Below are 12237 nucleotides of genomic sequence, written 5' to 3' on the forward strand. Positions count from 1 at the left end.
GGGTTACACTGCCCCGTTGCAAGAACCACATGATGACAAGAAAACATGGAAGCACGGCACCAATCGCAGCAGTCCTACCCGGGCATCCCGACCCGGGTCTACCGCGCCTTCGACGCGGTGGCGACCTGGCTCAGCCAGCTGTCGTGGTGGAAGTTCTTCCTGTTCGCCGCGCTGACCCTGATCGCCGGCGCGATCCTGCAAAACGAGCTGTTCTCAGGCTGGTCCGACGAGGAAGTGGTGCGCGCCGACCGCAAGGCGGCCAAGAAAGCGCAGCCGAGCATCCTGATCGACGACAGCGGCATCCACTTCAACCCGCACAAGCCGGGCGAGCTGCCGGCCCCGCCGCCACCGCCCGCGGTCCCGCCCGCGCCCGAAGCCCCGAACGCGCATCCGGCGCCGCCGTCTGATTCCACCGCCGCCAAGGTGCGCACCACGCCGGGCGAAGTGCATATCGACCTGCCGCCCCAGATCGGCGAGGAGCTGTCGGACGCGATCTCGCAGGCGGTGGAAGACGCCGCCGAGCAGAAGACTCGCTCCTACCAGAAGAAGGCGTCGACCTGGTTCTTCAGCTTCGTCTGGCTGCTGGTGCTGGCCCTGTTCGGCACCAAGGCCCTGGTCGGCGGCAAGAAGCGCGCCGAGGCGGCCACCCAGTTCGCCACCGCCGCCGCCGAGCGCGAATCGATGCAGCGCCAGCTGTCGGAAGCCAAGATGCGGATGATGCAGGCCCAGGTCGAGCCGCACTTCCTGTTCAACACCCTGGCCTCGGTCGAGCACCTGATCGAGACCAATCCGCCGCGCGCCTCAGCCATGCAGCGCAGCCTGATCCAGTATCTGCGCGCCGTGCTGCCGCAGATGCGCGAATCGAACCTGTCCACCAATCTCGGGCGCGAGCTGGACATGGTGACGGCCTACCTGGCGCTGCTCAAGATGCGCATGGAAGAGCGGCTGACGGTCGACATCCAGGTGCCGCACGCGCTGCGCGACGCCTGTTTCCCGCCGATGATGCTGCAGTCGCTGGTCGAGAATGCGATCAAGCACGGGCTCGAATGCAAGCCGGAGGGCGGCCACCTGACCGTGCTGGCCGACGTCGAGGGCGGCAAGCTGCGCGTGACCGTGGCGGACAACGGCGTCGGCTTCGGCGTGATGCCCAGCACCGGCACCGGGCTGGGCCTGACCAATATCCGCGAGCGCCTGAAGCTGCTGCACGGCGAGGCCGGCAAGTTCCACGTGGCGCCCAACAACCCCAGCGGCGTGATCGCGACCATCGAGATTCCCTACCAGCAGGCTGCACAATCCTGAGTATTGCTTGTGGGCGAATTTCATTGAATAATTGTCACTTCACCGAATCGACCTGGGTACGACGATGACGACTGCGATTATTGCCGACGACGAAAGACTGATGCGCGACCAGCTGCGCATGCGCCTGGCCGAAGTGTGGCCGGAGCTGCAGATCGTGGGCGAAGCCAAGAACGGCGACGAGGCCGTGGAACTGGTCGGCGAACTCAAGCCGGACCTGACTTTCCTCGACATCCGCATGCCCGGCAAGACCGGCCTCGAAGCGGCGCGCGAGATCGGCAACCAGAGCCGCATCGTGTTCGTCACCGCCTTCGACCAGTACGCGGTCGAGGCCTTCGAGCGTGGCGCCATCGACTACCTGCTCAAGCCGACCGAGAAGGAAAGGTTGGAAGTGACGGTCGAGCGCCTGAAGGAGCGCCTGGCCTCGCCGAAAGATGTCGCCGTCAACGACAGCGTCACCGCCCTGCTCTCGCAGATCGCGGAGAAAGTGGCGGCGCCCAAGCCGCGCTTCCTGCAGTGGATCCAGGCCAGCATCGGCCAGGACCTGCGCATGATTCCGGTGGAGGAGATCCTGTTCTTCCGGTCCGATGAGAAGTACACCTGCGTCCAGACCGAAAAGTTCGAGGCCCTGATCCGCAAGCCGGTGCGCGACCTGGCCGAGGAGCTCGATCCGGCCTTGTTCTGGCAGATCCACCGCGCCACCCTGGTCAACGTGAACGCGATCGAAGGCGTCACACGCGACATCCGCGGGCGTCATCTGGTGATGGTCAAGGGGCGTCCGGAAAAGCTGGAAGTGAGCCGGAGTTTCCTGCACCTCTTCAAACAGATGTAATCACCAAAAAACACCGTCGTTTCCGCGAAGGCCGGAACCCATAGAACGTTTGCTACTTCGGTAAGTCAGCATGGTTCCCGGCCTACGCCGGGACGACGGCCCATTGGGGTGTCGTCTTTGTTGAGCATCAACTCTTCCTTACCCCGCCTGGATTAATGTAGAGGCCGCGCCCGCGACAGCGGGTCGATTGCGCAGGGTCCCATGAAAAACAAGCACAGGGCCGGGCGCGGTTGGGTGGCGGGTACGCTCGCGCTTGGCTTCTTCGGCGGCTCCTGGTTTGCCCGCCAGGAGCGGCGCGCCAACCCGCGCCTGGCCACGCACGGCGCCGACATCGTCAACAACGCCAGCGAAGCCATCATCACGGTCAACCGCGATGGCCGCATTGTGCTGGCCAATCCCGCCGCCGCGCGCATGTTCCTCGCGCGCGCCGAGCAGATGCAGGGCGAGCAGCTGACCCGCTTCCTGCATCCGCCGGCCGGCACCAAGGGCGCACTGCCGACCTGGTTCCGCACCGCCAGCGGCCGCGCCGGGCGGCGCGGCACCGATGCCGCCGCCACCGGCGTGCGCGCCACCGGCCAGATGTTCCCGATCGAAGGTTCGATTTCCACCAGCTGGCGCGGCCGCGAGCCGCTCCACACCATCATCCTGCGCGACGTCACCGAGCGCCACCTGGTGCACCAGAAGCTGCAGCGCTCGCGCGACCAGCTGCGCCAGCTGTCGGCTGCGCTGCAGACCATCCGCGAGGAAGAGCGCACCTACATCGCGCGCGAGCTGCACGACGACCTCGGCCAGATCCTCGCCTCGCTGCGCATGGACCTGACCCTGCTGCAAAAGGACGGCACCGGCACCGCCGAGGCGCGGCGCCTGATGGCCGGCATGGAAAGCAACCTGCTGACCGCGATCGCCTCGCTGCGCCGTATCGCCACCAACCTGCGTCCGCGCGCGCTCGACGAAGGCGGCCTGTATTTCGCGCTGCAGGGCCTGCGCGACGATTTTGTCGAACGCCACGCCATCCCGGCCACATTGTTCGCCGACGAGGCCGAGCTGCGCCTGGACGATGCCGCCAGCACGGCCATCTTCCGCATCGTGCAGGAAGCGCTGACCAATATCGCGCGCCACGCCAACGCCAGCCACGTGACCATGAACCTGTACCGCCTCAACGGCGAGCTGTTGATCCAGATCCGCGACGATGGCCGCGGGATCAAGGCGGAAGACATGGAGAAGGCGGAATCGCTGGGCCTGATCGGCATGCGCGAACGGGTCTGGGCGATGAATGGCGACATCACGATTTCCAGCGAGGAGCCGCCCGGCACCCGCATCGATATCGTGCTGCCCCTGGCCGGCCATATCGTCGAATGAAGTTCGGCGCTGGTGCGCGCCCTGCAATCAGTCTTCTGCAACATTTCCGTTTGTCATCAAACGGACATATCCGTTCGATAAGATGCGCCGCACTCACCCGGTGAAGACATGACGTCGCCGGGACATTTTGTCGAAACTTTGGAGAAATCATGCAGAAGAAACACCTGGCAGCCGCGCTGCTCGCCGCCCTCCCCGTGATCAGCTTTGCACAGACCAATGTGCAACTCTACGGCATCGTCGATGCGGCTGTGGCGTCGGAAGACAACGGCGTGGACCGCCACACCGTGGTCAACTCGGGCAACCAGTCGAGCAGCCGTTTCGGCTTCCGCGGCACCGAGGACCTGGGCAATGGCATGAAGGCCATCTTCAACCTGGAAGCCGGCACCTCGATCGACACCGGCGCCGGTGATTCGGCCCTGTTCGGCCGCCGCTCGGTGGTCGGCCTGCAAGGCGACTTCGGCACCGTGACCGTCGGCCGCGAGTACTCGCCGATCGCTTCGGTGGCCGGCGCCACCGACATCACCGGCCAGGGCTTCTACGGCAGCAACCTGTCGGCCTTCAACTTCCTGACCCGCCGCCTGTCGAACTCGGTCAACTACCGCAGCAACGCGATGTCGGGCTTCTCCGTGCTGGCCGCCTACTCGGCCGGCGAAGCCGCCGCGGGCCTGCCGAAGAGCGACCTGAAGGGCATCGGCCTGGAATACGCGCAGGGCAACCTGTACGTGGGTGGCGCTTACCACACCAACAATAACAACGTTGCCGGCGACACCAAGGAATACGCTGTCGGCGCCGCCTACAAGTTCGGCGACTTCGAATTCAAGGGCAACTGGCTGGAGCAAGATCCGGCTGGCGCGAACAACAAGTTCGACCAGTACAACATCGGCGCGGCCTACAGCATGGGCGCCGGCAAGTTCTTCCTGAACTTCCAGCAGAACAAGCTGGAAACGGGCGCACGCGGCAAGGGCTTCAACCTCGACTACAGCTACGCACTGTCGAAGCGCACCAACCTGTACACCGGCTACGCTCGCCTGAACAACAACAGCTTGGGCAACTTCGCCCTGAACTCGTCGTCGGTCAAGCTGGCCCCGGGCAAAGTCGGCGCCGATCCGTCGGTGTTCAACGTCGGCCTGCGTCACACCTTCTAAGCCAGCCAAGTAGCTTAGAAAATACAAAGAACGTCGTTCCCGCGAAGGCGGGAACCCCATTTCTTCAGCACGCCGCTACGTTCAACGCCGGCAACGTGCGCACAAAATGGGGTTCCCGCTTCCGCGGGAACGACGTTCTCTTTTTACTCGGTCCCTTCGGCCGCGCTTACAGCTCGTAGTTCTCCCCACCCCGCATCGCCGCCTCGACCATCTTGCGATTGAGGGTCGGCGCCAGCAGCTCGATGAAGGTGTAGATGTAGCTGCGCAGGTAAGCCCCCTGCTTCACCGCCACGCGCGACACGTTCATGCCGAACAGGTGCCCCACCGGAATCGCCCGCAGGTTGCGGTCGCGCTCCGGGTCGAAGGCCATGCCGGCGATGATGCCCACGCCCATCCCGAGCTCCACATAGGTCTTGATGACGTCGGCGTCGATCGCCTCCAGCAGCACGTCCGGCTTCAGGTTGCGCAAGCCAAACGCGTGGTCGATGCGGCTGCGTCCCGCGAAGGCCGAATCGTAGGTGATCACCGGGTAGGTGGCAATTTCCTCCAGCGACACCGCCGGCGAGCGCAGCAAGGGATGATCCTGCGGCACCACCACCACGTGCTCCCACTGGTAGCACGGCAGCGTGATCAGCCCGTCCACCGCCGCGATCGATTCCGTGGCGATGGCGAGGTCGGCCTGGTCGTTCTTCACCATGTCCGCGATCTGGCGCGGATTGCCTTGCAAAAGCGACAAGCGCACCTTCGGATACTTGGCCATGAAGCCCTGCACCACCTTGGGCAGCATATAGCGCGCCTGGGTGTGGGTGGTGGCGATGGTGAAGCTGCCGCTGTCCTGGGCCGCGTATTCCTTGCCGATGCGCTTGAGGCTGTCGATCTCCTGCATGATCAGCTCGACCGACTGCAACACCAGCCGCCCCGGCTCGGTCAGCCCGCGGATGCGCTTGCCATGGCGGGTGAAGATGTCCACCCCCAGCTCCTCCTCCAGCTCGATGATCGCCTTGGACACCCCCGGCTGCGAGGTGAACAATGCCTTGGCGGCATCGGTCAGATTGAAGTTCTGGCGGACCGCTTCGCGGACGAAGCGCAGTTGGTGAAGGTTCATTGCCGTCGATGAGTAATCTGTCTACTTCGTATTGTAGCTTGCTTATGCAATGGACGAATATAAGCAAATAAATTCTCAATAGTTGGGAATATAGGAAGGCGTCCGTACCATTGAGCATGAACTAACAGACCCAGCGTCCGCCCGGGTGACGAGGATTGCTCCATGTACCAATACGACCATTACGACCGCCTGATCTACCGCGAACGCGTCGCCCAGTACCGCGACCAGGTGCGCCGCCGCCTCGCGAACGAGCTGACGGAGGAAGAATTCCTGCCGCTGCGCCTGCAGAACGGCCTGTACAACCAGCGCCATGCCTACATGCTGCGCATCGCGATCCCCTACGGCCTGTTGGCATCCAAGCAACTTCGCAAGCTGGCTTTCATCGCCCGCAAGTACGACCGCGGCTATGGCCACTTCACGACCCGCACCAATCTCCAGTTCAACTGGATGGAGCTGGAGCAGTCGCCGGACATCCTGGAACACCTGGCCGAAGTCGAGATGCACTCGATCCAGACCTCGGGCAACTGCATCCGCAACACCACCACCGACGAATTCGCCGGTGTGGCGGCCGACGAGATCGTCGATCCGCGCCCGTATTGCGAGATCATCCGCCAGTGGAGCACCTTCCACCCTGAATTCATCGGCCTGCCCCGCAAGTTCAAGATCGCGGTCAACGGCGCGATGCAGGACCGCGCGGCCATCGCCGTGCACGATATCGGCCTGACCATCCTCAAGAACGAGGCCGGCGAAATCGGCTTCCGCGTCGCCGTCGGTGGCGGCCTGGGCCGTACGCCGATCCTGGCCAGCGTGATCCGTGACTTCCTGCCGTGGCAGCACCTGCTGACCTATATCCAGGCCATCATGCGCGTCTATAACGAGCACGGCCGCCGCGACAACAAGCACAAGGCCCGCATCAAGATCCTCGTCAAGTCTTTGGGCGCGGAGGAATTCGCGCGCCAAGTCGAGGCCGAATGGGCCGACCTGAAAGACAACGAAGAAACCCTGACCCAGGAAGAATTCGACCGCGTGGCCGCCTGGTTCGCGCCGCCGGCCTACGAGCAGCTGGACGACATCGACCCAGCCGCCGCGCATCCGGACAACAAGGCTTTCGCCAACTGGCTGCACCGCAACGTCAAGCCGCACAAGGTGCCGGGCTACGCCGCCGTCGTGCTGTCGCTGAAGAAGCCGGGCGTGGCCCCGGGCGACTGCACCGCCGAACAGATGGACTTCGTGGCCGACATGGCCGACCGCTACACCTTCGGCGAACTGCGCGTGACCCACGAGCAGAACCTGGTGCTGGCCGACGTCAAGCAATCGGAGCTGTTCGAAGTCTGGCAGAAGATCAAGGCCCAGGGCCTGGCCACGCCGAACATCGGCCTGCTGACCGACATCATCTCCTGCCCGGGCGGCGATTTCTGCTCGCTGGCCAACGCCAAGTCGATCCCGATCGCGACCGCCATCGCCAAGCGCTTCGAGAACCTGGACTTCCAGCACGACATCGGCGAATTCGAACTGAACATCTCGGGCTGCATCAACGCCTGCGGCCACCACCACGTCGGCCACATCGGCGTGCTGGGCGTGGACAAGGATGGCAGCGAGTGGTACCAGGTGTCGATCGGCGGCGCCCAGGGCGACGAAGCGGCGCTGGGCAAGATCATCGGCCCGTCGTTCGCGGCGGCCCAGATGCCGGAAGTGATCGACCGCCTGCTGCAGGTCTACCTGCGCCAGCGTTTCGAAGGCGAACGCTTCATCGACACGGTGCAGCGCCTGGGCATCGGCCCGTTCAAGGAATTCGTGTATGCCACGCCGATCGAGGTGGGCGAACTGCTTGGGGAAGACCAATATGCTTGAAGTACGCAAACAACTGATCAAGAACCGCGCCGTCGTCGACGACGAGTGGAGCGTGCTGCGCCTCGATGAAGGCCAGGCCGCCGACAGCGTGGTCGTCCCCGAAGGCCAGGTCATCGTGCCGCTGGCCGTGTGGCAGGCCCAGCGCGAGCAGCTGGCCGCACGCGGCGCAGTGGCCGTGTGGATCGCCTCGCACGAGCGCGCCGAGACCATCCGAGACGAGCTGGACAAGTTCGCCCTGATCGCCGTGGACTTCCCCAAGTTCAGCGACGGCCGCGGCTATTCGATCGCCTACAACCTGCGCAAGCGCCTCGGCTACAAGGGCGAGCTGCGCGCCATCGGCGACGTGCTGCGCGACCAGCTGTTCCAGATGCTGCGTACCGGCTTCGACGCCTTTTCCACGCGCCCGGACCGCAACATCGACGACGCGCTCAAGGGCCTGACGGTGTTTTCGGAGACCTATGCCGCTTCGGTCGACACCGCGCTGCCGCTGTTTCGCCGCGTGCAGCGCGGCCTGGCGCCCGAAGCCGACATCGCCTTCGGCATCTGAAGGAGCCACGGATGACCCAGCTGGCCGACCTGACCGCCGCCACCCGCGCTACGCTCGAACGCGTGGCCGCCGAGTTCTCGCCCGCCGTGTTCGCATCGAGCCTGGCCGCCGAGGACATGGTGCTGACCGACCTCATCCTGAAGAGTGGGCTGCCGATCGGCATCTTCTCGCTGGATACCGGCCGCCTGCACAAGGAAACCCTGGCCGTGCTGGACGCGGTCAAGCAGACCTACGGCCATGACATCGCCGTCTACCGCCCGGACCCGGCCGCAGTCGATGCCTACGTGTCGGGCAAGGGTCTGAACGCCTTCTACGACAGCGTCGAGCTGCGCCGCGAATGCTGCCACATCCGCAAGGTCGAGCCGCTCGGCCGCGCCCTGGCCGGCAAGCGTGCCTGGATCACCGGCCAGCGCCGCGCCCAGTCCGCCACCCGCGCCACCCTCGACGTGCAGGAAGACGATCCGGCCCACGGCATGGTTAAGTTCAACCCGCTGGCCGACTGGAGCGAGCAGGACGTGTGGGACTACCTGCGCGCCAACCAGGTGCCGTACAACGCCCTGCACGACCGCGGCTACCCATCGATCGGCTGCGAGCCCTGCACCCGCGCGATCCAGCCCGGCGAAGACGTCCGCGCCGGCCGCTGGTGGTGGGAAAACCCGGAATCGAAGGAATGCGGCTTGCACGTCGTCGACGGCAAGCTGGTCCGCATCAAATCCGTGGCCGCCTGAGCCACAACAAGATAAAAGCCGCCATGACCAACTTTAGCGATACCCCGCGCCTGCTGCCGGAAGTGAATGCCGCGCACCTCGACGCGCTCGAATCCGAAGCCATCCACATCCTGCGCGAAGTGGCTGCCGAGTGCAGCAACCCGGCCCTGCTGTTCTCGGGCGGCAAAGACTCGGTGGTGCTGCTGCGCCTGGCCGAGAAAGCTTTCCGCCCCGGCAAATTCCCCTTCCCGCTGGTGCACATCGACACCGGCCACAACTTCGACGAAGTGATCGCCTTCCGCGACGCCAAGGTCGCCGAACTGGGCGAGCGCCTGATCATCGGCTCGGTCGAGGACTCGATCAAGCGCGGCACCGTGCGCCTGCGTAATCCGGACACGGATTCGCGCAACGCGGCCCAGGCCGTCACGCTGCTGGAAACCATCGAGGAACACAAGTTCGACGCCTGCATCGGCGGCGCCCGCCGCGACGAGGAAAAGGCCCGCGCCAAGGAGCGCATCTTCTCCTTCCGTGACGAATTCGGCCAGTGGGATCCGAAGGCCCAGCGCCCGGAACTCTGGAGCCTGTACAACACCCGCGTCCACCCGGGCGAGAACATGCGCGTGTTCCCGATCTCCAACTGGACCGAGCTGGATGTCTGGCAGTACATCGCCCGCGAACAACTGGCGCTGCCGTCGATCTATTTCGCGCACCAGCGTGAAGTGGTCGAGCGCAAGGGCCTGCTGGTGCCGGTGACACGCCTGACGCCGCCGCGCGAGGACGAAACGGTGGAAACCCGCACCGTCCGCTTCCGCACCGTGGGCGACATCTCGTGCACCTGCCCGGTCGCCTCGACCGCCGCCGGCGTCGACGCCATCATCGCCGAGACCGCGGTCACGCAAATTACTGAACGTGGCGCCACCCGGATGGACGACCAGACCTCCGAAGCCTCGATGGAAAAACGCAAGAAAGCAGGATACTTCTGATGAACGCGATCACCGACAACGTCGCAGCCCCTGGCCTGCTGCGCTTCATTACCGCCGGTTCCGTCGATGACGGCAAGAGCACGCTGATCGGCCGCCTGCTGTACGACAGCAAGGGCATCTTCGCCGACCAGCTGGCCGCGGTGTCGCGCTCCAAGCACAAGCGCACCGTCGGCGACACCATCGACCTGTCGCTGCTCACCGACGGCCTGGAAGCCGAACGCGAACAGGGCATCACGATCGACGTCGCCTACCGCTACTTCGCCACGCCGCGCCGCAAGTTCATCATCGCCGACACCCCGGGCCACGAGCAGTACACCCGCAATATGGTGACCGGCGCCTCGACCGCCGACGCGGTGGTGATCCTGGTCGACGTGTCCAAGGTCAAGCTGCGCGAAGACGGCGGCGTGGACCTGCTCACCCAGACCAAGCGCCACTCGACCATTGCCCACCTGCTGCGCATCGAACACGTGATCGTCGCCGTCAACAAGATGGACCTGGTGGGCTACGACCGCACCGTGTACGAGCGCATCGTCGCCGCCTACCGCGACTTCGCCGACACACTGGGCCTGCAGAACGTGACGCCGATTCCGCTGTCGGCGCTGGCTGGCGACAATGTGGTCGACGCCAGCGACAACATGCCATGGTACGAAGGCCCGACCCTGATCGAGCTGCTCGAAACGCTGCCGGTGTACAACGATGCGCACGAAGCGCCGTTCCGCTTCCCGGTGCAGCTGGTCGCGCGCCACAACGGCCACGAAGCCAAGGACTTCCGCGGCTACATGGGCCGCATCGAAGCCGGCCGCGTGTCGGTTGGCGACAAGCTGCTGGTGCAGCCGTCCGGCCAGGCCGCGACGGTGAAGGAAATCGTCACCTTCGACGGCCCGCTGCAGAGCGCGCACGCGGGGCAGTCGGTGACCTTGCTGCTGGATGAATACGTGGACGTTTCACGTGGCGACGTGCTGGTCGCGGCGGAAGCGCCGGCCACGCTGCTCAAGCAGCTGAGCGCCGATGTGTGCTGGATGGCCGACGAACCGCTCGATCCGCGCCGCAAATACTGGATCAAGCACGGCACGCGCCAGTGCGCGGCCAAGGTGACGCGCGTGGATACGCTGCTGGACGTGAACACCCAGGAACGCCGCCCGGCGGAAGGCCTGAAGCTGAACGACATCGCGCGCATCGGCCTGACGGTGCAGCAGCCGCTCGCTGCCGACGCCTACGCCGACGTGCGCGCCACCGGCGCCTTCATCCTGATCGATGAAGTTACCCACCAGACCGTTGCGGCGGGTATGATTCGGATCGAGGAATAACGAGTTCCGATTCGGCCACCAAGGCTTGAAACTAGCAACGATCGTCGTTCCCGCGCACGCAGGAACCCCATTTCCTCAGCATACCTCTTACGCAACCGTAAGGGCTGCGCTGGCAAGAAGGGGTTCCAGTTTTCGCGGGAACGACGTTAATACTGCGTGTGACTATGACGACCAAGCGCCCCAACGGCAAGGTTTACCTGATCGGCGCCGGCCCCGGCGCCACTGACCTCATCACCGTGCGCGGAGCCCGCCTGCTCGCGCGTGCCGACGCGGTGCTCTACGACGCCCTGGTCACCCCGGAAATGCTGGAACTGTGCCCACAGGCCGAAAAGATCGCCGTCGGCAAACGCAGCGGCCAGCGCTCCACCGCGCAGGACGTCATCAATGCGCTGCTGGTTGAATCCGCCGGCAAGCACCAGCTGGTGGTGCGCCTCAAGGGTGGCGACCCGATGCTGTTCGGCCGCGCCGACGAGGAACTGACTGCGCTCGAAGCCGCGGGCATCGACGTCGACATCGTTCCCGGCATCACCACCGCATTCGCCGCTGCGGCGGCAACCAAGCAGCCGCTGACCAAGCGCGGTGTGGCGCGCAGCGTGGCGTTCTTCACCTCGAGCACCGCGCCGGAACAGGCCGACCTGTCGGCCCTGCCCCATACCGACACCATGATCCAGTACATGGGCGGGCGCGAAGCAATCGCTACCGCAGAGCGCATGCTGGCGCAAGGACGCAACGTGGACACGCCAGTGGTCGTCATCGAAAACTGCAGCCGCGACAACCAGCACATCACGCGCATGACGCTGGCCGGCCTCGCGCACGGGCTGAGCCAGGCGCATGGCCCGGTGCTGGTGATGATCGGCGAGGCGCTGCGGATGCGCGAGCATCAGGCGCTGGATGGGCAGCAAGTTCTGGCGCCGCGCGTGCCTGCTTGAATCGCCGTAAATCGTCCTCGCTGCGTACGCAGTTCAGCGGCACCAAAATCCACAGTTAAGCAAAAGACCGTCATTCCCGGCACTGCCGGAAATGACTCTCGGCGCAGGCCGGAATCCATGCTGAGCTCCCGGGACGCTGCGCGTGCAAAGCCGCGACGACGCTAGCTCAGCATGGG

Annotated in this window: 11 protein-coding genes; 10 read left to right on the forward strand and 1 reads right to left on the reverse strand. The window is 65.0% G+C overall.

The window, feature by feature from the left end:
- Positions 1 to 45 precede the first annotated feature (45 nt).
- The 4 genes from NX778_RS22000 to NX778_RS22015 all read left to right on the forward strand — a co-directional run bounded on the left by NX778_RS22000 (position 46) and on the right by NX778_RS22015 (position 4632).
- Positions 46 to 1299 carry a sensor histidine kinase gene (locus tag NX778_RS22000; protein WP_258813942.1) on the forward strand — a complete coding sequence of 418 codons (1254 nt, stop codon included), beginning with the start codon at positions 46 to 48 and terminating at the stop codon, positions 1297 to 1299.
- 64 nt (positions 1300 to 1363) lie between these two features.
- Positions 1364 to 2128, forward strand: coding sequence for a LytR/AlgR family response regulator transcription factor (locus NX778_RS22005; protein WP_258813943.1), 765 nt, complete (start codon positions 1364 to 1366; stop codon positions 2126 to 2128).
- Between the two features lie 201 nt (positions 2129 to 2329).
- A complete protein-coding gene (locus NX778_RS22010) occupies positions 2330 to 3487 on the forward strand; it encodes a PAS domain-containing sensor histidine kinase (protein ID WP_258813944.1) in 1158 nt (385 codons plus the stop codon).
- 149 nt (positions 3488 to 3636) lie between these two features.
- Positions 3637 to 4632, forward strand: coding sequence for a porin (locus NX778_RS22015; protein WP_258813945.1), 996 nt, complete (start codon positions 3637 to 3639; stop codon positions 4630 to 4632).
- A 166-nt stretch (positions 4633 to 4798) separates the two neighbouring features.
- Here the strand turns inward: NX778_RS22015 and NX778_RS22020 are convergent, their stop codons facing one another.
- A complete protein-coding gene (locus NX778_RS22020; protein ID WP_258813946.1) occupies positions 4799 to 5737 on the reverse strand; it encodes a CysB family HTH-type transcriptional regulator in 939 nt (312 codons plus the stop codon).
- A 162-nt stretch (positions 5738 to 5899) separates the two neighbouring features.
- Here NX778_RS22020 and NX778_RS22025 point away from each other — a divergent pair, with 162 nt between their 5' ends.
- The 6 genes from NX778_RS22025 to cobA all read left to right on the forward strand — a co-directional run bounded on the left by NX778_RS22025 (position 5900) and on the right by cobA (position 12061).
- Positions 5900 to 7588 (forward strand): nitrite/sulfite reductase, encoded by a 1689-nt coding sequence (locus tag NX778_RS22025; protein ID WP_258813947.1) that lies wholly within the window; start codon positions 5900 to 5902, stop codon positions 7586 to 7588.
- On the forward strand, positions 7581 to 8135 hold the full coding sequence (locus tag NX778_RS22030) for a DUF934 domain-containing protein (RefSeq protein ID WP_258813948.1): 555 nt from the start codon (positions 7581 to 7583) through the stop codon (positions 8133 to 8135). Before NX778_RS22025 ends, NX778_RS22030 begins: the two co-directional genes overlap by 8 nt.
- An 11-nt stretch (positions 8136 to 8146) precedes the next feature.
- Complete coding sequence (locus NX778_RS22035) at positions 8147 to 8863, forward strand: phosphoadenylyl-sulfate reductase (protein WP_258813949.1); 717 nt, start codon at positions 8147 to 8149, stop codon at positions 8861 to 8863.
- A gap of 23 nt (positions 8864 to 8886) precedes the next feature.
- Positions 8887 to 9825, forward strand: a complete 939-nt coding sequence (gene cysD, locus NX778_RS22040) for a sulfate adenylyltransferase subunit CysD (RefSeq protein WP_258813950.1) — start codon at positions 8887 to 8889, stop codon at positions 9823 to 9825.
- Entirely contained in the window at positions 9825 to 11132 is a 1308-nt protein-coding gene (locus tag NX778_RS22045; RefSeq protein WP_258813951.1) for a sulfate adenylyltransferase subunit 1, read from the forward strand. Before cysD ends, NX778_RS22045 begins: the two co-directional genes overlap by 1 nt.
- Positions 11133 to 11296: 164 nt before the next feature.
- On the forward strand, positions 11297 to 12061 hold the full coding sequence (gene cobA, locus NX778_RS22050) for a uroporphyrinogen-III C-methyltransferase (protein WP_258813952.1): 765 nt from the start codon (positions 11297 to 11299) through the stop codon (positions 12059 to 12061).
- Positions 12062 to 12237: the final 176 nt, after the last annotated feature.

Source organism: Massilia terrae, from assembly GCF_024753145.1.
Classification (GTDB): domain Bacteria; phylum Pseudomonadota; class Gammaproteobacteria; order Burkholderiales; family Burkholderiaceae_D; genus Telluria; species Telluria terrae.

What these genes read in the sequence shown, in the direction of transcription:
- NX778_RS22005 (WP_258813943.1), top strand. Translation starts at nt 1,364, where the DNA reads ATGACGACTGCGATTATTGCCGACGACGAAAGACTGATGCGCGACCAG.
- NX778_RS22010 (WP_258813944.1), top strand. Translation starts at nt 2,330, where the DNA reads ATGAAAAACAAGCACAGGGCCGGGCGCGGTTGGGTGGCGGGTACGCTC.
- NX778_RS22015 (WP_258813945.1), top strand. Translation starts at nt 3,637, where the DNA reads ATGCAGAAGAAACACCTGGCAGCCGCGCTGCTCGCCGCCCTCCCCGTG.
- cysD (WP_258813950.1), top strand. Translation starts at nt 8,887, where the DNA reads ATGACCAACTTTAGCGATACCCCGCGCCTGCTGCCGGAAGTGAATGCC.
- NX778_RS22000 (WP_258813942.1), top strand. Translation starts at nt 46, where the DNA reads ATGGAAGCACGGCACCAATCGCAGCAGTCCTACCCGGGCATCCCGACC.
- cobA (WP_258813952.1), top strand. Translation starts at nt 11,297, where the DNA reads ATGACGACCAAGCGCCCCAACGGCAAGGTTTACCTGATCGGCGCCGGC.
- NX778_RS22030 (WP_258813948.1), top strand. Translation starts at nt 7,581, where the DNA reads ATGCTTGAAGTACGCAAACAACTGATCAAGAACCGCGCCGTCGTCGAC.
- NX778_RS22020 (WP_258813946.1), bottom strand. Translation starts at nt 5,737, where the DNA reads ATGAACCTTCACCAACTGCGCTTCGTCCGCGAAGCGGTCCGCCAGAAC.
- NX778_RS22025 (WP_258813947.1), top strand. Translation starts at nt 5,900, where the DNA reads ATGTACCAATACGACCATTACGACCGCCTGATCTACCGCGAACGCGTC.
- NX778_RS22045 (WP_258813951.1), top strand. Translation starts at nt 9,825, where the DNA reads ATGAACGCGATCACCGACAACGTCGCAGCCCCTGGCCTGCTGCGCTTC.
- NX778_RS22035 (WP_258813949.1), top strand. Translation starts at nt 8,147, where the DNA reads ATGACCCAGCTGGCCGACCTGACCGCCGCCACCCGCGCTACGCTCGAA.